The organism is Paenibacillus sp. J31P316 (genome assembly GCF_056269105.1).
In genome coordinates this window covers 72,547-92,160 of record NZ_JBWDNI010000017.1, presented here as the reverse complement: position 1 = coordinate 92,160, position 19,614 = coordinate 72,547, and the positions used below count along the sequence as shown (strand labels likewise).

Below are 19,614 nucleotides of genomic sequence, written 5' to 3'. Positions count from 1 at the left end.
GGGTTACGCATCCTCGTCGGTGTTGAAGCTAGAACGATTCCTCCGTTGTTCGGACCGGCGTCAGCACGAATAACGATTCGGTGCCGTCGGACTCAGATGCTGTGATCACGATCGGTTTGCGCGGACCGGACATGGCAAGCGTAATCAGGCTTTCGTTCAGGGCGTGCAGCATGTCCCGTATGTAGCTTCCGTTGAAGGAGATGGTCAGCGGCTTGCCGCTGGCGCTGCACAAAGGCAAGGTTTCTTCGGCTTCTCCCATACCTTCGGCATGCGCGGATAACGTGACGGACTCGTCATGGACGACGAGCTTGACGAGGCGTCGCTCGCCGGCAAGCGCAATGGCTCGGTCCAGAGCGCGGAGTAAATCGGACGCGCGGAGTCGGATGACGGAAGTCGGCTCATCGGCGGCAACGCGGTCGACCGAGGGGTAGGCGCCCTCCAACAGCTGGAGCTGAAGCCGTGTCCCGCCGTTATCGAACCGCGCGATATTTGATCCGGCAATCAGCGACGTGGTCGAGTTGTCTTCAAATTTCGGCATGTTGACGAAGTCCAGCAGCGGCCGTGCCGGGATGATCATCGTATGCGATTGAAGCGGAGCTTCAGCTTCAGATACGCCGGTGATCCAAGGCATTCGCTGCTTAGAGAGCCGCACGCCGTCGGTCGCCGTGCAGGTCATGCCAGCGGCATTCAATGTGCAGCAAATCCCCGTCAGGACCGGACGGGCATCGGAGCTTGCAGCGGCGAAAGCGAGGCGCCGAACGAGCTGCTTCAGCCGCGAGCTCTCAAGCCGCAGCTCTTGAACGGCATCGGGCAACGCCGGCTCCGGGTATTGATCGGCCGAGCATGCGCTTAGCCGGAATAGAGCGTCAGCCGTTCGTATGGTCAATTTGGCAATGCCCGAAGCCTCCAGCGTAACGGGGCCTGCCGGCAAACTGCGGACAAGGGAGAGCAGCGTTCGTGCCGGAATCACGATCTGCCCGGCGTGCCGAACTGTCGCTTCTTCGGACGCGGCTGCGAGATGCGCTTCGATCGTGAGGCTGCCGTTGCCGCCCGCAAGCCATAAGCCGTCGGCACCTGCGCGCAGGCGAACGCCGCCGAGAATCGGTACGGCCGGTTTACCGGATATGGCGGGCATCAACCGCTGAAGGGCGGCATAGAACGCTGCTTGCTGGACGTAGACGAGCATGGCTTCACTCCTTTTCGGTCCTGTTCGTTTTCGCCGCCGTATGCAGATAGTCGTGAATGATTTCGCGGAGCAGCTCTGATTTGGAGCAGGAACGCGCTTGGCAGACGGCTTCGAACGCCGCCCAATCCTCCTCCGTCAAGGTTAAGGACATCTTCCGCGTATCGCCGATTCCTTTGCGCCCTGCGCCTTCTCTTGGCCCGCCTTGCGTATACAGCATCGCCAGCTGGTCCTCTTGCCGGGTGAAGCCGAGCTTGAGTTTATTGGGCATCTGGAACTGCTCCTTCTAATTAAACAATTTTGAAATAGGTAACTTAAATCACGAGAGGTTACATTTACCATATCATATCGATCTTCATTTGGCAAAAGCGGCCGGCTCTTGTATTCCCCCTTGAATTTTGGGAGAATGAAAGGGAATGCGAACGCAGTACTGCTATTGAAAAGAGGACTTGGGCAATGAATAAACCTTCTATATATGGATTAACGCTTGCGCAGCTGACCGTCTGGCTGCAGGAGCATGGACATAAGAAATCGCGCGCGCTGCAGGTGTGGGATTGGCTCTACCGGAAGCGCGTCACGTCGTTCGAAGCGATGGCGGACGTGAACGGAGAGTGCCTCGCGGTGCTCGCCGCCCATTACGCGATGGAGACGCTGGCCGAGCATACGAAGCAGGAATCCGCGGACGGCACGGTCAAATTCCTGTTCAAGCTGCAGGACGGCAATTTAATCGAGACCGTATTCATGCGGCACAAATTCGGCCTGTCCGTCTGCGTGACGACGCAGGTCGGCTGCAACATCGGCTGCAGCTTCTGTGCCAGCGGTCTGATCAGCAAGAGCCGGGATCTCTCCGCTGGCGAGATCGCGGAGCAGATCATGAAGGTGCAGCTGTACCTGGACGCCGCAGGTCAGGGAGAGCGCGTGAGCCACGTCGTCGTCATGGGGATCGGGGAGCCGTTCGATAACTTCGAGAACCTCGTCGATTTTCTGGATGTCATCAAGGACCACAAAGGGCTCGCCATCGGCGCCAAACATATTACCGTATCGACGAGCGGCCTCGCGGACAAAATCATTGAGTTTACCGATCGCGGCCTAGGCGTTAATCTGGCGATTTCGCTGCATGCGCCGAACAACGAGCTGCGCACGCGGATCATGAAGATCAACCGGGCGATCCCGATCGAGAAGCTGATGGCTGCGATCGATTATTACATCAGCAAGAACAAGCGCCGCATTACGCTGGAATATATTTTGCTGCGGGACGTGAACGACCGGGAAGAGCATGCATTGGAGCTTGCCGAGCTGATCGGCGAGCGCCGCGCAAGCGTCAACGTGAACCTGATCCCGTACAATCCCGTCGACGAGCATAGTCAGTACCAGCGGAGCGAGCAATCATCGATCCGCGGCTTCTACGACGCGCTGAAGAAACAGCAAGTCAGCGTCAGCGTCCGCTTGGAGCACGGCACGGACATCGACGCGGCCTGCGGACAACTGCGCAGCAAGCAAATGCGAGCTTCCGGTTAAGGGTGAGCTGTCCATACCGTTCGGACGCGCTCGGAATAAGATAAGGCAGGATCTTATTTCGAGAGGATGGCTGCGGCGAATGGGGCGAGTGGTTAGAATGAAAGCAACGAAGCTGGAGAATCAAGTGTATTCGAATCGGGTCGCGCGCTCGGAGTTCGATCGGAATTGGCGATCGTATATTACCCGTTCCGGGTACTTCGTGTACGTGGCCAAATGCGACGGCGCTTCCGTCACCGTGCTGCTCACGACGGGAGCCTCCAAGCTGATCACGTTCTTGCGCGGCGGTAAAGTATGGGTCGGCCAAGGCGGAACGAGCCATTACAGCAAGCCGCATGTGGCGAAGGATCTGTAAGCCAGCTGCTCATGCCGGGACCATGAAGGCACCTTCCCGCGAGGTGTCTTTTTTGCTGTCCGTTCTTATAGGCGTTTGCTTTTTGGTCAAGAATAACAGGATGAGACGAAGGGTTGTTGGCCAGTTCACGGACAAATGGCCTGAAATAAGGTACACTAGAGCTATCTTATTGAACGGGAGCGGTTATGCATGTCGAAGGAACAAGTGATTTTGACGAAAGAAGGGTTTGATAAACTGCAGGAGGAGCTGGATGATCTCAAGTACGTCAAACGCAAAGAGCTGGCGGCACGGATCAAGCTGGCGATCAGCTACGGGGACTTGAAAGAAAACAGCGAGTACCATTCGGCCAAGGAAGATCAGGCGTTTATGGAAACGCGAGTCATGATCCTCGAGAAAATGCTGGCTACCGCGCGGGTCGTGGAAGGCGGCAATACGGACAGCGTGCAAATCGGCGCCACGGTCATCTTGCATGACGTGGAGTTCGACGAGAAGATCGAGTACCAGATCGTGGCGCCGGCCGAAGCGGACGTGGCGGACAACAAGATTTCCTACGAAAGCCCGCTCGGCAAGGAGCTGCTCAACAAAGGGATCGGAGCAATCATCAAAGTCAGCGCACCGATGGGCATCATTGAATACAAGCTGCTCGAGATCAAATAGCCCATTGCGCGCGCTTAGCGCAGATGGCTGCCTTACCGAATCAACGGGTGTTCGCTGCAGGTTCCTTCATTGGAATCGCGCAGCGGGCATCCGTTTTTTGTGCGGCTATTATAGGGCTGCTAACTCTGCCTCTCCCTCCTAGTCCTTTGACTCTAATTCCTCTGCCTCCCGTCCGTTTGTTCCTATCGGTTTGGTTTTGGTCTGTGCCTGGCGCTTCCGTCTTTGGCTTCTCCGTCTCTGGCTCTGGCTTCTCTTACTCTGGCTCCTTCAACCTCTGCTCCCTAGCCGGCTGGCTTATCTCTTCTTCTTCTTCATATTGGCGTGGCTCTTATTAATCTTCGACCCATTCAAGGTTATCTTCATGTTCACCGGCAAGTTTTTACGATCCATTCGGCGTTCATTCGCCTAAACCTGACATGCCCTCCCTCTTTTTCGCTGCGGTTCAAGTGCTTTTTACAGCAATCGACGGCGCCTTGTCGGGACGGGTTTGGAAATGAAATGCCAAGGATCCCTTTATATGATATATTGAATATAAATATTTAATGTGGGAGGATACCGACGATGGGCACGGACAGGGAGCCGTTATATATACGCATTCAGAATCATTTTAAAGATGCGATTCGTGCGGGGCGGCTGCGGACGGATGATAAAATCCCGACGGAAAAGGAGCTGCTGGAGCAGTTCGACGTCAGCCGGATCACGGTCGCGAACGCGCTCGGGGAGCTGGCCCGGGAAGGGTGGATCCGCCGCATCCCGGGACGGGGCTCCTATGTTCAGGGCGTTCCGGAGGATGACGACGGCTTTGCGGCGGAGGATGCTTCCGAACCGGAGCGACTGCAAGCGCAGGAAGGCAAGGGCGCGCGGCCGCGGATCGGAATCGTTATCCCGTTCATCGGCGATTATTTCGCCATCCGTCTGCTCGCCGGAGTGCGGACTGCCGTGGAGGGCGCGGGCTGCTCGCTGATCGCGATGTTCACGTTCAACGATATGGAACGGGAGAGGGAGTTGATCCGCGAGCTGCGGGACACAATGGATGGGATGGTTGTATTCCCGGTGGACGCGGACGTGTACAACGAGGAAATCATCGGGCTCAAAATGAGCGGTTACCCGTTCGTGCTGATCGATCGCCACCTGCCCGGCGTCGAGACGAATACCGTGCTCGCGGACGGCGTGCTTGCCTCGAAGCTGGCTGTCGATCACCTGTGGGAGCTTGGTCATCGGCGCATTGCGATTTGCGCGGATACGCCGGTCGCGACGGTCTCGGTCGATGAGCGAATCAGCGGGTACATGAATGCGCTTAAGGCGAAGGGTGCTCTTATCGACCCGACGCTGCTGCTGACCGATTTTAACGTGCATGGCATCGGCAGGGGCGGCGGCAATCCGCTCGCGAAGGCGATTGCAAGCCGCGCGGCGACGGCTTATATCGCGCTCAACAGCACGCTTGGGCTGCATATCGCGGCGCTAGCCAAGGCGGCGAAGCTTGAGGTGCCGCGGGACCTGTCCATCGTGGCGTTCGATAATCCGAGCGGGGGGCTGCTGGAGGAACGGGGAGCGTTCACGTACCTCGATCAGAACGAAGGCGAAATGGGCCGCAGGGCAGGGGAATTGCTGCTGGAGCTGCTGCGAAGGAAAGGTCGGAACGCGCCGACTTATCGGCGAATCGTGCTCGAGCCGGAGCTGGTTGTCCGGGAGACGACGGCGGGGGCGCCGGCCTCCGAATAGATAAGCGGGGAGATGCGCCTGGAGCAGGTGCATTTTTATTTTAGAAAACGGATTGATCTATTGTATATATATAATATATTATTATGTCATATACAACGAGTAAAGGGATGGTGACGGATCGAATGCCGCATACACCGATTAAAATGGACGTTCTCCGAAAAACGCTGCAGGGGATCGAATCACGTATCTATACAAAGCTGGCGCCGCTTGAATTAACGGCCTATGCGACGAAAGAGCCGGTGACGTTCGCGGAGCGCACGTCCGGCGACCGGCTGGAGCTGAAAGCCGGCGATAAATGGGGCGAGCGGTGGGACTGCGCCTGGTTCCATTTCCGCGGGCAGGTGCCGGAATCGGCGGCGGGCGCCAAAGTCGTCCTGCTGATCGACGTGAACGGCGAGCTGTGTATCTTCGACGATGCGGGCACGCCGCTGCAGGGACTCACGAACGTGAACTCGGAATTTGATCTTACGCTGGGTCTGCCTGGCAAACGCGTACTGCCTTTCGCGGAACGCGCGGCAGGCGGGGAAACCGTCGACCTGTGGGGCGATGCCGGCAACAACGACCTGTTCGGCTTCTACCGCAGCGGAACCGTGAAGGAAGCCGATATCGCGATCTGCCATGAAGAGGTTCGTCAGCTGTACTACGATTATGAAGTGCTGCTGGATTACGTGGAGAATATCGAAGACAAATCCGCCCGCACGGCGCGAATCACGCAGGCCCTGTACGACGTGCATCTGCTGCTGCGGTACCCGTCGGATGAAACGGTTGCGGAGGCGCGCAAACTGCTGGGCGCGGAATTGGCGAAGCAGGGCGGCGACCCTACGATCACGGCGACTGCGATCGGGCATGCTCATATTGACCTTGCGTGGCTGTGGCCGATTCGGGAGACGTTCCGTAAAGGCGCGCGGACGTTCGCGACCGCACTCCGGATGATGGAGCGCTATCCGGACTACGTGTTCGGCGCGAGCCAACCGCAGCTGTACCAATGGGTGAAGGAGCAGCATCCGAACCTGTATGCGCAAATCAAGCAGCGCGTCGCGGAAGGACGTTGGGAAGTACAGGGCGCCATGTGGGTCGAGCCGGATTCCAACATCGCCGGGGGCGAGGCGCTCGTTCGTCAAATCCTGCATGGCAAACGATTCTTCCAAGAAGAGTTCGGCTTGGACATGCGCATGCTGTGGGTACCGGATATTTTCGGCTACTCCGCGAGCCTGCCGCAACTGTTGAAGCAGTCCGGCGTCGATTACGTCATGACGCAGAAGCTGTCATGGAGCGTGCACAACGATCATCCGCACCATACGTTCTTCTGGGAAGGCCTTGACGGCAGCCGCGTGCTGACGCATCTGCCTCCAGAGGATACTTACAACGGCCCGGCACTGCCGCGTTCGATCATCAAAGCGGAGCGGGACTACTACGATAAGAATGTCTCCGAGCATTGCCTCGTCGTATTCGGTATCGGCGACGGCGGCGGCGGTCCCGGCGAGGAGCATCTGGAGCGGCTTTCGCGTCTCAAAAACCTGCAGGGGCTTATTCCCGTGAAGCAGGAGCCGGCCATCGACTTCTTCGACAAGCTGAACGCGAACGCCGGCCGCTATAAGACTTGGAAGGGCGAGCTGTACCTGGAGAAGCATCAGGGTACGCTGACGAGCCAAGCGCGCAACAAACGCTTCAACCGCAAGCTCGAGAAGGCGCTGCGCGAGCTGGAGTTCGCGGCCTCGCTTGCTTTTGCGGCGGGTGGCGGCGCCTATCCGGCCGAAGAGCTGGACGGCATTTGGAAGGAAACGCTGCTCTACCAGTTTCATGATATTTTGCCGGGCTCCTCGATTACGCGGGTCTTCGACGAGTCGCTGGCACGCTACGAAGCGCTGCTTGGCCGCGTGAACGATCTGACGGCTGCTGCCTACAGAGAAGCGGCGGCTTCGGTCGCGGCAGGCACGGATGCGAAGCGCCCTGCGGTATTGTTCAACTCGCTGCCTTGGACGCGCAAGGAATGGATCGGACTCGGTCAAGGTCAATGGCGCGAGGTCGAGGTTCCGGCGATGGGCTATGCGGTTATCGAGTCGGGTACGCCATCGGGACTGGCAGCGCCGGAGCTTCTGCAATCGGCGGATGACCGCTTGGAGAATGATCTTATCCGCGTGAGCTTCCTAGCGGACGGCAGCGTCAGCTCCGTCTACGACAAGACGCTTGGCCGCGAGGTGCTGGCTGCCGGCGAACGCGCCAACGTGCTGGCGGTGTACAAGGACGACGGCGATGCATGGGACTTCCCTGAGGATTACGCTGCAGCAGGCTTCGAAGCGATGAAGCTGACGGGCACGCGCGCATTCGTCGACGGCCCGCAAGCGATCGTCGAGCAGCGGTATGCGTACGGCAAATCCACGCTGGTTCAGCGCATCTCGGTGACGGCGGGCAGCAAGCAGCTGAAGTTCGGCACGGACGCGGACTGGCAGGAGGATGGCTGCATGCTTCGCGCGATTTTCCCGCTCAACGTCTATACCGAATTCGCCAACTGCGAAATTCAGTTCGGCCACCTGAAGCGGCCGACCCACCGCAATACGATGTGGGATTACGCGAAGGACGAGATTTGCGCGCATCAATGGATCGATCTGTCGCAGCCGGACTTCGGCGCCGCGATTCTCAACGACTGCAAATACGGCTACAGCGCGAACGGAAGCACGATCAGCATCAATCTGCTGCGCAGCCCTTCGTACCCGGATCCGACCTGCGACCGTGCGCAGCATCAGTTCGACTATGCCCTGCTGCCGCATGAGGGAGATTTCATTGCAGCGGAAGTCTATAAAGCGGGCTATGCGTTCAATACCCCGATTGCCGTTGTCGAAGCAGGCGGTTCCCGTGCCGGCATCCTTCCGGCAGAAGGTTTCTCGGCGATCGAGCTGGAAGGCCGCGGCGTCATGATTGAAGCGGTGAAGAAAGCGGAAGACGAGAATGCGCTGATCGTTCGTCTGTATGAAACGTCAGGCGCGAACGCATCCGTTCGCGTGCGCGTCCAGCTGCCTCATGCAGCGGCAGCGTTGACCGACCTGATGGAGCAAGAGGTCGAGGCGCTGACGGCTGACGGTTCGAGCAGCGATGGCGGCTATGCACTGTCCTTCGCGCCGTTCGAGATCAAGACGGTGAAAGTGAAGCTTTAAAGATTCATTTAGGGTTAAATGTTGAGCGAGGGCTTCGGTCTCCTATTTTGGAGACCGGGGCCTTTTTTTGTGCGGGGGGCTGACGAGAATCGGCTGCATTGGGGAAAAAGCAGCGGATTCTGTGCAAGAAGTGCACCCAGTGCACTGCAACTACATTGCTTTAAGTCAGCCTTTACGGTAAAGGCCGCCTCATCTGCAAGCCAAATCAGACCTTTCCGTCAGAATTCCCGCTTAAAAGTCCCATGCAAGCGCCGCAAGCTGCATTTTGACGGCACCGAGCGTCAGGCAAGAGGATGAGGTATACTGGCATCATATACAGATGTGCGCGAAGGAGATCGAATAACGAATATGGGCGTTGAGAAACAAGGAAATACATTTCAAGAGTACGGGTTGAGCGATGAGATTTGTCGGGCGGTCGACAGCCTCGGCTATGCAGAGCCGACACCGGTGCAGCGCGAGGTTATACCGCATGTGATGGCGCAGCGGGACCTGACCGTCCGTGCGCAGACAGGGAGCGGGAAGACGGCGGCGTTCGGCATTCCGATCTGCGAGGGGATCGACTGGGCGGAGAACCGTCCGCAGGCGCTTGTGCTGACGCCGACGCGCGAGCTGGCGGGGCAGGTTAAAGAAGACCTCGTCAATCTGGGCCGCTTTAAGCGCATTAAGGCGGTTGCGATCTACGGCCAGCAGCCGTTCGCCGCGCAGAAGATCGAGCTGAAGCAGAAGGTTCATGCCGTCGCGGGGACGCCCGGCCGCGTGCTGGATCATATTCAGCGCGGCACGTTGAACGTGGAGCGGATCCGGTATCTCGTCATCGACGAGGCCGATGAGATGCTGAACCGCGGGTTTATCGAGCAAGTAGAGTCGATTCTGGAGCAGCTGCCGAAGGACCGGGTCACGCTGCTGTTCTCGGCGACGCTGCCGGAGGACGTGGAACGGCTGTGCCGGACGCATCTCCGCGATCCGCTTCACATCGACATCGAATCGCCGGGCGTGGCGGTGGACCGGATTACGCATAAGCTCTACATCGTGGAGGAAACGAACAAGCTCGCGCTGCTGAAAGCGGTCACGGTCGTGGACAATCCGGACAGCTGCATCGTCTTCTGCTCGACGAAGGAGGCGGTCGACGAGGTTGCCCGCGAGCTGCGGCGCAGCGGATATCCCTGCGACAAAATTCATGGCGGCATGGAGCAGGACGATCGCTTCGCGGTCATGCATGCGTTCCGTCGCGGGGAATTCCGGTACCTGGCGGCGACGGATCTTGCGGCGCGCGGCATCGACATTGAGCAGGTTACGCATGTCGTCAATTACGACCTGCCGATGGACAGCGAGAAATTCGTGCACCGGATCGGCCGCACGGCCCGGGCGGGCTTGACCGGCGAGGCGATAACATTCGCGACGCCCCGCGAGGAACGGCGTCTGGCCGAGATCGAGGGCTATCTTGGATTCTCGCTGCCTCGTGTCGAAGCGCCTTCCAGGGAAACGGTCGAAGCGTCGCGTACCGCTTTCGAGCGCAAGCTGGAGTCGGTCGAAGCGCCGCGGCTGGACAAGCGGGAGCTGCTTAGCCAGGATATTATGAAGCTGTACTTCAACGGGGGCAAGAAGAAGAAGCTCCGCGCGGTTGATTTTGTCGGAACGATCGCGAAGCTGGAGGGTGTCACGGCCGCGGATATCGGCATTATCGCGATGCAGGACAACGTAACGTTCGTCGATATTCTGAACGGCAAGGGGCCGCTTGTCCTGCGCGCCATGAAGACGACGACGATCAAGGGCAAGCAGCTGAAGGTGCACGAAGCGAACAGATAGGGCAGGACGATAGGGCGTCACTGCTGGAAGACGCAGCAGCGATTTGCTAATGCGAAAGCAGGTCGACGGACAACGGGAACAGCCGCAGACAGAAGCCCCATCCAACATGGGTCAGCGCCGCTTCTCGGCATCCTCCATCAGCTGTTTATGCATCCAAATGGCCGCTTGCGCGCCGTCGCCCATGGCGACCGTGGCCTGCTCGGAGTGCAAGGCGATATCGCCGGCCGCCCAGAGATTCGGCACGCTGGTCAGCTTGGTGCGGGCATCCGTCCAAACGTGCCGGTTCCGGTGCAGGCGCGCGCCGAGCTGGCCGGCCAGCTGCGTGCGCACCTCGTTGCCGCCGAAGGCGACGAACGCCCGATCGGCGGCAAGCTCCGAGCCGTTCGCCAGCACGACCCCGCGCAGGACGCCGCCATTCGCGGCGGAAATGGCTTGTACCGGTTCAATGCGATGCGGAATGCCGGCTGCCGCCAACCGTTCCTCCAATTCCGGACTCAGCGGATGTTCTTCCTCCTCCTGGCGCAAATAAAGCAGACGGTCCGTCCAATTCAGCAGCGTCAGCGCCATGTTGGCGCCAACGTCGCCGGATCCGAGCACGAGCGTTTCGCGGCCGCGAATCTCGTAGCCGTCGCAGTCGGGGCAGACGAAGACGGTCAGCCCGAGGCATTCCCGCAGCCCCGGCCAATCGGGCAGCCGGTCCATGACGCCGGTAGCGATCAGCGCCGTGCGCGCTTCATATACGGCGCCGCTGGCGCCATGGAAACGGAAGCCGCCCTGCTCCAGATGCTCGGCTTCCGCAATTCGGTCCTCGATCATCTCGATGCCGTATTCGGCGACCTGTCTGCGGCCTGCCTCGCGAAGCGCTTCGCCCGATACGCCATCCGGATATCCGAGTAGGTTGCGGTAATTCCGGCATAGCAAGGAACGGCCGCCGTCGGAATCAATGACGAGTACGTCATGCGCGGCGTATCGCCCGAGCTGAATGGCGGCCTGCAGGCCGGCAAGTCCTCCGCCGATGATGATGCAGTCTAGCATCTGGGGCAACTCCTTTACTGGTGAATGAAGCCGGGTAATAATGCCCGGGTTTGCGTTATTTTCCATCGTTCCATCACTCCTCTAGTTTGGCGGGAATTCACGGTTCTATGTGTTGGATTGGTTGGACATCCGCCACCATGCGAGGCAGCTTTGGTTTGGCATATGAGCGTGGGAACGGTTAGGTATGTGAATGCGTAAGGGAAGGAAATCCATCCCATCGCCAAATCGGAATTTTATTACGAACGGAGGCTGCTTGCGAACCATGATCAAACTGCGAAAAGGCGCGCTTACCCTCTTCGAAAGCGCTTTGTACAAAACAACCTCTGCCGTCATCCAGGGTGAGGATGCGGTGCTGATCGTCGATCCGGGCTGGCTGCCGCACGAGGTGCAGGAGATTCGGCGTTACGCCGACGACGCGGCCGTGAACGGGAAACGCAAGTACGTGCTGCTCACGCACTCGGATTTCGACCATATCCTCGGCTGCGGCGCTTTTCCGGATGCGGAAATCATTGCGTCGGCTGCGCTGGCCGGCAAAGACGAAGCGGCCAAAGCCCGCATCGTGGAGCAGATTCGAGCGTTCGATGACGACTATTACTTGGAACGGCCATACGAGATGCGGTATCCGGCCGTCACGCATGCCATCGAAGGGGACGGCGTACGGCTCCGGCTCGGCGCTTCGGGTTCGTTGGAGCTTGTCTTCTACCAGTCGCCGGGACACAACGACGACGGACTGTTTACGGTGGTGGAGCCGCTCGGTCTCCTGCTCGCGGGCGACTATTGGTCGGATATCGAGTTTCCGTATATTTACCACAGCAGCACGCTGTACGAAGCATCGCTTGCCAAGCTCGACGGCATGCTGGCCTCGCACGCTATCACGCGGTTGATTCCGGGACACGGTGCCTCGACGACGGATCAGGCGGAGATGAAGCGCAGGCAGGCCGCGGATTATGCCTATATTGCGGCGATGCGGGATGCCGTCAGGGCGGGGGATCAGCCGACGATCGATGCGTTGATCGCAGACTGCCGGTTTCCGCGCAATATGCGGAAGTTTCACAAGGGCAACCAAGAGTTGTTCGAACGGGAGCTGCGCGGGGTGTAGACAGCATGAGGCGGTTGACGTGGGAGCAGCCAAGTCGGCGATAAATAACGAGGCATATAAGAAAAACACTTCCGCCGAGGAAGTGTTTTTTGGTTTATTCATCAGTCGTGCTTGGTGCGCGGAACAATGTCAGGCACGCACGGCCCTATCGCAGGAAGTATGTCTGCTGTGGGCATCAAGCGCGCAGCTTCGCAAGATCGAATTTCGGCACGAGGCCTTCCCGCATGGCACGGCCGAGCAAGGATTCGACGGCGGCGTACCCGCTGGCGCCAAGATTGGCGGTGAATTCGTTGACGTAGAGCGAGATATGCTGCTTCGCCACGTCCGGCGACATCTCTTGCGCATGCGCCATGACATAGTCTTGCGAGACTTCGGGATTGGCCCAGGCGTAATCTACCGAGGCGTGAATCCATTTCGTCAGCGAAGCCGTGTCCAGGGAGCGGCGGGCGATGATGGCGCCGAGCGGAATCGGCAGGCCGGTGTCGGATTCCCACCAGCTTCCCATGTCGGCGAGCAGGCTCAAGCCGTAGTTCTGGTACGTGAAGCGGGCTTCGTGAATGACGAGGCCGGCGTCGATCGCGCCATCCCGAACGGCGGGCATGATTTCATGGAAGGGCATGACGATGATTTCGAGATTGCCGGCCGGGATGTTTTGGGCTGCCCATAGACGGAATAACAGATAAGCGGTAGACCGCTCGCTGGGCACGGCGACGCGTTTGCCGGCCAGTTCTGCGGGATTGCCGAGCTTGTCCTTGGTCAGCACGAGCGGTCCGCAGCCGCGTCCGAGCGCGCCGCCGCATGGCAGCAGGGCGTAATCATCAAGCACCCAAGGCAAGGCGGCGTAGGAGATTTTCAGCACCTCAGGGCCTTCTCCAGCGGCGGCCCAGTTATTCGTGATGTCGATATCGGCATACGTGACTTCGAATTCCGGGGCGTCCGGCACGAGGCCATGGACGAGCGCATGGAAGACGAACGTGTCGTTCGGACAAGGGGAGAAAGCTATTTTCATGAGAGCACCTCTTTCAAAATCTGGCTTGCGTGTTCCAGCGCTTGCAGCGCGTCGCCGATCCGCCAGGCGGACCTGTCGCGCGGGCCGACGGCATTGGAGATGGCCCGCAGCTCCAGCGCGGGCACGCCCAGCTGCTGCGCGGCCGTGGCTGCGCCGAAGCCCTCCATGGCTTCGGCCGCGGCGCCCGGCACGCGCCGTTCATGCTCCGCGGCGGCATGGGCCGAGCCCGTCGCGGTGGACACGGTGAGCACGGGGCCCAGGCTCACCGGCAGACCGGCCGCGGCGATGCCCGCTGCCAAGGCGCCCGCGATGCGGGCGTCGGTCGCGATGCGGGCCGAGCCGAAGCCGAGCTCGTCCACGCTGGCGAAGCCGTCCGGGGTCTCGGCGCCGAGGTCCGCGGCGATGATGTCGCTGGCCACGACGACGGATCCGACGGCCGCGCGGCCCGGGAACCCCCCGGCGATGCCGGCGCTGATCACCAGCGCATAGCGGGTGTCCGCCGTTTGGCCGGCGGCTGCCAGCGCGAATGCGGTCCCAGCCGCGGCTGCCGCCGGGCCGACGCCGGCGGCGATCACGTGAAACCGATCGTCGCCGGCGACGCCGCGAAGCACCGCGTCACGCTCGGCGTCGACCGCGGTGACGACGAGCACGCGGCCGCCGATGGTAATCTGCTCTTTGCTCATCTTAACGTCTCCTTCAAGCAGCTCGGCCAGCTGCCGCTATAGATAGTTTAGTTACTAATCGATTTTCATTGTACCGCTGTCGATCGGCATATTCAACCTTGCAGGCAGCCAAGGATCCGTTCCATCCACCACGTATTCACCGTTCATTCACCCTTCATTGACCGTTCATTCAGCGCTAATTTACGGATCATACACAGCTGATTTACGGCTAATTCACGACTACTACCCGCTGCTGCCCGCGCTTGTCCGCTGTACGAACAGCTTCCCTTCCGAAGTCAGCTCGGCGTAGCAGAGCTCGCGCGGCGCGGCGTCGAACTGCTTGCGCAGCGAATGAAGCAGCCATTTCTCGGTAATGCCGGCGGCGTTAATGGACTGCGGGAGCAGCTCCCCGTCCATGATGAGCGGATAGGAGAGCTTTTGCTCCGGAGGATCGAGGTGCAGGTCGGGCGGCTGGATCGGGCGCGCCGCGGCTTTCGGAATGACGGACAAGGAGCCGCCGGATTCCAAAATGGCATAGTGCACGTCGGACAGCTGGAAATAGCCCTGTTCCCGCAGCAAGGATAGCATCGTATACAGGCTCATGCGGTTTTTGCGCAGCTCCTTCATATCGATTTCACCCTCGCGGATGAGCAGGCTCGGCGTATAGTCGATGGCGTAGAACATGCGAAACAGCGACAGGCGGCCGATCAGCACCGTAATGATGCCGAGTATGGCCATGCCGATGGCGGTCTTGAACGGGTCCTTGTTGACGAGCGGTTGGGCGGCCATGTTCGACAGAATGAACAGGACGGCGACATCGTAGGGCGTGACTTGGGCGATCGCCTTTTTGCCGATGAAATTGGTGACGAGCCACGTTGCGAGCACGATGATGACGGCGCGGACCGCGTAGATGAGTAAATCGTTCAGCATGCAGACGTATCCTCCTTGTTGATTGCGGCAGCGACAACGGAATATGACTAAGATACAGCGTTAGCTTAAAATCAAGACCTCGGCGCGATGGACGTAAGCTGCTCGAACAAATAGAGCGTGATGCGCGACGTCCGCCGGACTTCTTCCGTGTTATGCGATTTGATGGCGCTCAGCAGCTCGAGCAAGGTGACGTTGAGCAGCGTGTAATCGGAATCCGCGTATTTGATGGCGATGAACGTCTTCCCCTTCCTCCAGCGGCGGTCGACGGCTTTCCCTGCCTGCTCGGCATCCGTCCATCGGCCGGCTTCCGCCAGGGGCTCGATCGCGGCCAGCTGCTGCTCGAAGTTGGGGCGGTTGCCGAATAGGCTGTACTGCACGGCGTAAGACGCCGCTATCATCGCCAGCAGAATCAAGGCGAGCACGACCGTCAAAGTTCGCTGGGACATGGCCAATCAGCCTCCTCGGCATCGTATTGCGTGTAGTGTTTGAGGAAGGGGCTGGAAATATACGGCATGCTAAGCCGGCAGCTGCAAGACGGATTCGAACTAAAGTGGCGGTTGACGGGAGAAGTTCGGACTGGTATTGTTTTAAATATAAATTGTATGCAATTAAATTTATTAAAATTAAATTCGGAGGGATACATTCATGACGACACTATACGACCTGCAAGCAACGACCATTCAAGGCAAGGAGCAATCTTTGGCGGATTACAAAGGCGAGGTGCTGCTTATCGTCAACACGGCCAGCAAATGCGGCTTCACGCCTCAATACGAGGAGCTGCAAAAGCTCCACGAGCAATTCGGCGGCCAAGGCCTGCGCATTCTCGGGTTCCCGTCCAACCAATTCGGCGAGCAGGAGCCGGGCGCTAACTCGGACGTACAAAGCTTCTGCCAGCTGAATTACGGCGTGACGTTCCCGCTGTTTGCCAAAACGGACGTGCGGGGCGAGGACGCGCATCCCGTCTTCCGTCATTTGACGGAGCGGGCTCCTTTTCTCGGCTTCAACACCGACGAGCCCAGCGGCAAAATGCTTCACTCCTTCCTGAGCGAGAAGCTTCCGCAATGGCTGAACGACGACTCGATCAAATGGAACTTCACCAAGTTTCTCGTTAACCGCCGCGGCGAAGTCGCGGGACGGTACGAATCCACGGTCGAGCCGCTGTCCATGACAGCCGATATCGAAGCGCTGCTGAACGGCGCGCAATAAAGATCCTTCACTCCGAACGAGCCTTGCATCTCCCGCCAAATCCTTCTCTCGGAATTCGGATACACTAGAGGAGATACGACAGGAGGAATGCGCGCAATGAAAGCATTGGTATTTCATGCCTTCGGCGGACCGGAGGTGCTGGCGCTTGAGGGTATTCCCGATCCTGCGCTTGCGACGGGAACGGTGAAGGTACGAACGAGAGCGATCGGCCTTAACTACGCCGACGTGTACCGCCGACGCGGCAATTACCATTTGGTTGGCGAGCCGCCCTACATTCTCGGCTACGAGGGAGCCGGGGTTGTTGAAGAAACGGCCTCGGACGTAGTCGGAGTCCGGGTCGGCGACCGCGTCGGCTTCGCGGACGTACCGCATGCCAACGCGGAGCTCGTCGTCGTACCGGCGGATAAAATCATTCCGCTGCCCGAGGAGATCAGCTTCGAGACCGCCGCCGCGGTGCTGCTGCAAGGACTGACCGCCCATTACCTGGCGAATGACAGCTTCGCCGTCGGGCCGGGCGACAGGGTGTTGGTTCATGCCGCTGCCGGCGGCGTCGGCCAACTGCTGGTCCAGCTGTGCAAAGCCAAAGGCGCCCGCGTGCTCGGGCTGACTTCCAGCGGGGCCAAAAGGGAAGCGGCGCTTCGGGCCGGCGCGGATGAAGTACTGCTGTATGAGGATGACTGGGTCGACGGCTGCATACAGTGGTCGGCCGCCCATGGAAAGGGTGAGCCGGGCATGGACGTCGCCTACGATTCCGTAGGCGCCACGCTGATGGACAGCTTCAGGGCCGTCCGCACGCGCGGAACGGTCGTGTTCTTCGGCATGGCCGGCGGGGACCCGCCCTTCATCGATCCGCGGATGCTGATGGATACGAGCAAGACGCTGACTGGCGGAGACTTGTGGAATCATGTCGCGACGGCTGAAGCGCGGATCTCGCGGTCGGCTTCCTTGTTCGGGGAAGTGCTCGCGGGCAGGCTCAAGCTGGAAGCGCCTAAGGTGTTTCCGCTTGCGCAGGGAGCGGACGCGCACCGTCTCATCGAGAGCCGGACAAGCACGGGCAAGATTCTGTTGATCCCTTAGCTTTTTTGGAGTACTCGGGGCCGCTGTGTTACAATGGCGCTACATGAACACAATGCACAGGGGGTAACCGAATTGAGTGAGCAAATCAACATGATCGAGCTGGTGCAGTACATTGCGGGCAAAACAAAGGCGGATGCCAAGCTGATCGAGCAGGTGCTGAAGCATGAACAGACGTTCATCAACAGCGCGAAGGAAGACAAGAACGGCGAAGTGAATATCGACAGCGACGAGCTGACGGACTATATTTTGAGCCGCCCGGGCTTGAAATCGGACGAGCTGACGGTAGAGAACATTTTGGACGCGGAAATGGACTACCTGATGGACAAAGGCGTAGCCGGCTATATCGATTAATCGTCTGAAGCGTCAACGAAGGAAAGAAGGGCAGCGGCCATTGCTGTCCTTTTTTTGTGATCTGAAAAGGCTGATCGGAAGGCGGCTTGTTACCGAGGAACGGGTAAAGTTCCCGAGCGGCGGATCTCCGAACTCCAATTCTGCAGGTTTGCTTTCATCCCGCTTTTTTGCGGCGCGTGATGGCACCAAGTTGCATAGAATAGAACTTTTCTTTCTTTTCCCCGTGATGGAATCGCGGGTTTTTTGTCGTCCCGTGGCGAGCCTTGGCAGGTAGGCGAATGAATTAAAAATAAAGTTGCCAAGCGGCAGGTTGCGACATTTTACACCCTTGTTTGCCTCCGTGAAAGCGCTACAATTATAGTAATTGATGCCCGGGAGGTGAGTAATATGAGCCATGAGGAAGAGATTGTAGAGGTAAACGCCGAAGCAGCTTCTATCGAGCTCGAGGCGATTGAAGAAGTCGCTGCAGCCAGCGAGGAAGCAGCGGAAGAGGCGGCTGAAGAAGCCGAAGCATCCGACGAATCCGAGGAGTCCGAAGAAGCCGCGGAAGAAGCGGACGACGCTTCGGAAGCATCCGAGGAGCAAGAAGCGCAAGCCGATGAATCCGAGGAAGAAGCTGAAGAAGCTGCTGCCGACGAGGAAGTCGAAGCTGCTGCCGAGGAGGCAGCGGAAGAAGAAGCGGAATCATGATCTTGATCATTTCGAATAAACGGTAAGGGCTTTCCCGAAGTCTGACGAGGACGCGGGGAAGCCCTTATTTTTGCGTGCGAATGGGGAGTATCGCGCGTTCGTGTCCTGCCGCTGAACCGTGCGATCATGAGACGATAGATGGGAAAAGAACGGCTGGTTCGCTATAATGATACCTATATTCGCTGAAGCCGTCATACGCTGTCGAATCGAGTCCTGGCATCATGCAAGGTGTCGCTCGGAACGGATGCGCGGCCGACATTCTGAAATGCGACATGAGGTGCAATTTCGTGTATCCAGCCGTTATGATGTGGGACATGTCCACATTGCTTGCCATGTTCGTGCTGGGCCTGGTAGCTTCGACGTTCGGTGCCATCGTCGGCCTGGGCGGCGGGGTAATTATCGTGCCCGCGCTGCTGCTGCTTGGCCCGACCTTGCTTGGCATGGAAATCAATACGGCGCTTGCGGTCGGCGTATCGCTCGGCGCGCTCGTATGTACGTCGTTTACGTCTACGTTGACGTTCGTGAAAGAAGGCAAAGCGGATTTGCGAAGCGCGCTGTTCTTCGCGATCTCGAGCGGTCCGATGTCCATGGTCGGGGCGAGCTTGACCGCGCTCTTCGACCCGGATGCTTTTCGCCGGATATTCGGCTATTTCATGCTGTTCATGGTCGTCCTGCTGCTGCTTCGCAGCCGGATCAAGCCTTATCAAGGCAAATGGCGCTATGTGCGCACCTATACCGACGCTGCCGGGACGCAGCAGGAATACGGCTTCAATGCGATCCCTGCGCTGATCATCGGCGGGTTGGTCGGGCTGATTGCCGGTCTGCTTGGCATCGGCGGCGGCGTGCTGCTTATTCCGGCCATGCTGCTGCTGTTCCGCTTCCCGCCGCACATCGCTTCCGCCACTTCGATGGCGGTTATCTTCGTCTCTGCCCTGTTCGGAAGCGGCATGCACGTGATCCGCGGCGAATGGGATTGGCTGCTCGTCTTGTCGCTGGCGCCGGGTGCGCTGCTGGGCGGCTGGTTGGGAGCGCGCGTCTCGCGCCGCATCGGAAGCGTGCTGCTCATTCGCATCATGTGCGTCGCTCTGCTGCTGTTCGCGCTGCGCATCATTTTGACCTAGAAGGGGGCGAGGAGCCTGTCTACGACCATTCCGATCGGGCTTCG

The 19,614-nt window shown here is 59.1% G+C and carries 19 protein-coding genes; 12 read left to right on the top strand and 7 right to left on the bottom strand.

What is annotated here, in order from left to right; all coding sequences use genetic code 11:
* Positions 1 to 28: 28 nt before the first annotated feature.
* The gene (gene dnaN, locus AC0YNU_RS28050; protein WP_475762472.1) at positions 29 to 1,186 is read right to left on the bottom strand and encodes a DNA polymerase III subunit beta; all 1,158 of its coding nucleotides are present in this window, start codon (positions 1,184 to 1,186) and stop codon (positions 29 to 31) included.
* A gap of 4 nt (positions 1,187 to 1,190) precedes the next feature.
* Positions 1,191 to 1,454 (bottom strand): hypothetical protein, encoded by a 264-nt coding sequence (locus AC0YNU_RS28045; protein ID WP_475762470.1) that lies wholly within the window; start codon positions 1,452 to 1,454, stop codon positions 1,191 to 1,193.
* Positions 1,455 to 1,639: 185 nt separating this feature from the next.
* Here AC0YNU_RS28045 and rlmN point away from each other — a divergent pair, with 185 nt between their 5' ends.
* From rlmN to AC0YNU_RS28015, 6 genes are all read left to right on the top strand, one after another.
* A complete protein-coding gene (gene rlmN, locus AC0YNU_RS28040) occupies positions 1,640 to 2,701 on the top strand; it encodes a dual-specificity RNA methyltransferase RlmN (protein ID WP_475762468.1) in 1,062 nt (353 codons plus the stop codon).
* 97 nt (positions 2,702 to 2,798) lie between these two features.
* Entirely contained in the window at positions 2,799 to 3,053 is a 255-nt protein-coding gene (locus AC0YNU_RS28035; protein ID WP_475762466.1) for a hypothetical protein, read from the top strand.
* Positions 3,054 to 3,242: 189 nt separating this feature from the next.
* Positions 3,243 to 3,710 (top strand): transcription elongation factor GreA, encoded by a 468-nt coding sequence (gene greA / locus AC0YNU_RS28030; RefSeq protein WP_475762464.1) that lies wholly within the window; start codon positions 3,243 to 3,245, stop codon positions 3,708 to 3,710.
* Between the two features lie 561 nt (positions 3,711 to 4,271).
* Positions 4,272 to 5,432: a GntR family transcriptional regulator gene (locus tag AC0YNU_RS28025; protein WP_475762461.1), complete on the top strand. Its 1,161-nt coding sequence runs from the start codon at positions 4,272 to 4,274 to the stop codon at positions 5,430 to 5,432.
* A gap of 107 nt (positions 5,433 to 5,539) precedes the next feature.
* A complete protein-coding gene (locus tag AC0YNU_RS28020; RefSeq protein ID WP_475762458.1) occupies positions 5,540 to 8,584 on the top strand; it encodes an alpha-mannosidase in 3,045 nt (1,014 codons plus the stop codon).
* A 348-nt stretch (positions 8,585 to 8,932) separates the two neighbouring features.
* Positions 8,933 to 10,390 carry a DEAD/DEAH box helicase gene (locus AC0YNU_RS28015; protein ID WP_475762456.1) on the top strand — a complete coding sequence of 486 codons (1,458 nt, stop codon included), beginning with the start codon at positions 8,933 to 8,935 and terminating at the stop codon, positions 10,388 to 10,390.
* Positions 10,391 to 10,501: 111 nt separating this feature from the next.
* Here AC0YNU_RS28015 and AC0YNU_RS28010 read toward each other — a convergent pair whose 3' ends face one another.
* The gene (locus AC0YNU_RS28010) at positions 10,502 to 11,425 is read right to left on the bottom strand and encodes an NAD(P)/FAD-dependent oxidoreductase (protein ID WP_475762454.1); all 924 of its coding nucleotides are present in this window, start codon (positions 11,423 to 11,425) and stop codon (positions 10,502 to 10,504) included.
* 262 nt (positions 11,426 to 11,687) lie between these two features.
* Between AC0YNU_RS28010 and AC0YNU_RS28005 the strand changes: the two genes are divergently transcribed.
* The gene (locus tag AC0YNU_RS28005) at positions 11,688 to 12,524 is read left to right on the top strand and encodes an MBL fold metallo-hydrolase (protein ID WP_475762452.1); all 837 of its coding nucleotides are present in this window, start codon (positions 11,688 to 11,690) and stop codon (positions 12,522 to 12,524) included.
* Positions 12,525 to 12,699: 175 nt separating this feature from the next.
* Here the strand turns inward: AC0YNU_RS28005 and AC0YNU_RS28000 are convergent, their stop codons facing one another.
* The 4 genes from AC0YNU_RS28000 to AC0YNU_RS27985 all read right to left on the bottom strand — a co-directional run bounded on the left by AC0YNU_RS28000 (position 12,700) and on the right by AC0YNU_RS27985 (position 15,571).
* The gene (locus tag AC0YNU_RS28000) at positions 12,700 to 13,533 is read right to left on the bottom strand and encodes a 1,4-dihydroxy-6-naphthoate synthase (protein WP_475762450.1); all 834 of its coding nucleotides are present in this window, start codon (positions 13,531 to 13,533) and stop codon (positions 12,700 to 12,702) included.
* Positions 13,530 to 14,216: a futalosine hydrolase gene (locus AC0YNU_RS27995; protein WP_475762448.1), complete on the bottom strand. Its 687-nt coding sequence runs from the start codon at positions 14,214 to 14,216 to the stop codon at positions 13,530 to 13,532. Before AC0YNU_RS27995 ends, AC0YNU_RS28000 begins: the two co-directional genes overlap by 4 nt.
* Before the next feature lie 222 nt (positions 14,217 to 14,438).
* A complete protein-coding gene (locus AC0YNU_RS27990) occupies positions 14,439 to 15,125 on the bottom strand; it encodes a DUF421 domain-containing protein (RefSeq protein ID WP_475762446.1) in 687 nt (228 codons plus the stop codon).
* A 71-nt stretch (positions 15,126 to 15,196) separates the two neighbouring features.
* Complete coding sequence (locus AC0YNU_RS27985) at positions 15,197 to 15,571, bottom strand: hypothetical protein (RefSeq protein ID WP_475762444.1); 375 nt, start codon at positions 15,569 to 15,571, stop codon at positions 15,197 to 15,199.
* A 199-nt stretch (positions 15,572 to 15,770) separates the two neighbouring features.
* On the opposite strand from AC0YNU_RS27985, the gene AC0YNU_RS27980 reads away from it, so the two are divergent.
* The 5 genes from AC0YNU_RS27980 to AC0YNU_RS27960 all read left to right on the top strand — a co-directional run bounded on the left by AC0YNU_RS27980 (position 15,771) and on the right by AC0YNU_RS27960 (position 19,570).
* A complete protein-coding gene (locus AC0YNU_RS27980) occupies positions 15,771 to 16,331 on the top strand; it encodes a glutathione peroxidase (RefSeq protein ID WP_475762442.1) in 561 nt (186 codons plus the stop codon).
* 96 nt (positions 16,332 to 16,427) lie between these two features.
* On the top strand, positions 16,428 to 17,408 hold the full coding sequence (locus AC0YNU_RS27975; RefSeq protein ID WP_475762440.1) for a quinone oxidoreductase family protein: 981 nt from the start codon (positions 16,428 to 16,430) through the stop codon (positions 17,406 to 17,408).
* 72 nt (positions 17,409 to 17,480) lie between these two features.
* The gene (locus AC0YNU_RS27970; protein WP_475762438.1) at positions 17,481 to 17,759 is read left to right on the top strand and encodes a hypothetical protein; all 279 of its coding nucleotides are present in this window, start codon (positions 17,481 to 17,483) and stop codon (positions 17,757 to 17,759) included.
* A gap of 387 nt (positions 17,760 to 18,146) precedes the next feature.
* Entirely contained in the window at positions 18,147 to 18,449 is a 303-nt protein-coding gene (locus tag AC0YNU_RS27965) for a hypothetical protein (RefSeq protein WP_475762436.1), read from the top strand.
* A gap of 287 nt (positions 18,450 to 18,736) precedes the next feature.
* Entirely contained in the window at positions 18,737 to 19,570 is an 834-nt protein-coding gene (locus tag AC0YNU_RS27960; RefSeq protein ID WP_475762434.1) for a sulfite exporter TauE/SafE family protein, read from the top strand.
* Positions 19,571 to 19,614 lie beyond the last annotated feature (44 nt).

Coding starts and splice junctions, on each gene's coding strand:
- dnaN (WP_475762472.1), bottom strand. CDS start 1,186: ATGCTCGTCTACGTCCAGCAAGCAGCGTTCTATGCCGCCCTTCAGCGG.
- AC0YNU_RS28045 (WP_475762470.1), bottom strand. CDS start 1,454: ATGCCCAATAAACTCAAGCTCGGCTTCACCCGGCAAGAGGACCAGCTG.
- rlmN (WP_475762468.1), top strand. CDS start 1,640: ATGAATAAACCTTCTATATATGGATTAACGCTTGCGCAGCTGACCGTC.
- AC0YNU_RS28035 (WP_475762466.1), top strand. CDS start 2,799: ATGAAAGCAACGAAGCTGGAGAATCAAGTGTATTCGAATCGGGTCGCG.
- greA (WP_475762464.1), top strand. CDS start 3,243: ATGTCGAAGGAACAAGTGATTTTGACGAAAGAAGGGTTTGATAAACTG.
- AC0YNU_RS28025 (WP_475762461.1), top strand. CDS start 4,272: ATGGGCACGGACAGGGAGCCGTTATATATACGCATTCAGAATCATTTT.
- AC0YNU_RS28020 (WP_475762458.1), top strand. CDS start 5,540: ATGGTGACGGATCGAATGCCGCATACACCGATTAAAATGGACGTTCTC.
- AC0YNU_RS28015 (WP_475762456.1), top strand. CDS start 8,933: ATGGGCGTTGAGAAACAAGGAAATACATTTCAAGAGTACGGGTTGAGC.
- AC0YNU_RS28010 (WP_475762454.1), bottom strand. CDS start 11,425: ATGCTAGACTGCATCATCATCGGCGGAGGACTTGCCGGCCTGCAGGCC.
- AC0YNU_RS28005 (WP_475762452.1), top strand. CDS start 11,688: ATGATCAAACTGCGAAAAGGCGCGCTTACCCTCTTCGAAAGCGCTTTG.
- AC0YNU_RS28000 (WP_475762450.1), bottom strand. CDS start 13,533: ATGAAAATAGCTTTCTCCCCTTGTCCGAACGACACGTTCGTCTTCCAT.
- AC0YNU_RS27995 (WP_475762448.1), bottom strand. CDS start 14,216: ATGAGCAAAGAGCAGATTACCATCGGCGGCCGCGTGCTCGTCGTCACC.
- AC0YNU_RS27990 (WP_475762446.1), bottom strand. CDS start 15,125: ATGCTGAACGATTTACTCATCTACGCGGTCCGCGCCGTCATCATCGTG.
- AC0YNU_RS27985 (WP_475762444.1), bottom strand. CDS start 15,571: ATGTCCCAGCGAACTTTGACGGTCGTGCTCGCCTTGATTCTGCTGGCG.
- AC0YNU_RS27980 (WP_475762442.1), top strand. CDS start 15,771: ATGACGACACTATACGACCTGCAAGCAACGACCATTCAAGGCAAGGAG.
- AC0YNU_RS27975 (WP_475762440.1), top strand. CDS start 16,428: ATGAAAGCATTGGTATTTCATGCCTTCGGCGGACCGGAGGTGCTGGCG.
- AC0YNU_RS27965 (WP_475762436.1), top strand. CDS start 18,147: ATGAGCCATGAGGAAGAGATTGTAGAGGTAAACGCCGAAGCAGCTTCT.